At 41.8% G+C, this 416-nt stretch carries 1 protein-coding gene; it reads right to left on the bottom strand.

Annotated elements, in window-relative coordinates:
- A partial coding sequence (locus Q1A70_RS20470; RefSeq protein WP_299697677.1) for a DNA topoisomerase occupies positions 1-416 on the bottom strand: 416 nt, incomplete at both ends.

Below are 416 nucleotides of genomic sequence, written 5' to 3'. Positions count from 1 at the left end.
CCAATAGAGCCGTTTTCGCCTTTGGTGTTTTTATCTTTGGCTTCAAGTTGTTTTCGTAACGCGGGATCTTGTACATACTTTGCCGCTTCCGTCATGCCTTTTAAAAGACTCGCATCATCAAAATATTTAGGGGGTTGGGTTTCTTTTGTCAGCATCTCTAAACTTTCGCATACACCGATACCACCTTGTTTTAAGGGAGTTAAATCACCGGTATTGTCATTGGGCTTGCCTTCCTGGTCATCTTTAAAAAGAACTTCCCAACCGAGTGCCAGTGTTGTGGTTTGGGTAGCACGATAAATTCGGTCTAAACAACAACTGATATCGACCGTTAACTTTTCTCTTATGGATTCAGGATAAAACAGGCCAATAAAGTGTTTGGACACCAGTTCATAGATGTTTCTCTCCTTCTCTGACAG

This window comes from uncultured Vibrio sp., from assembly GCF_947488985.1.
Classification (GTDB): Bacteria; Pseudomonadota; Gammaproteobacteria; order Enterobacterales; family Vibrionaceae; genus Vibrio.
This window is presented reverse-complemented; position numbering and strand designations above follow the sequence as displayed.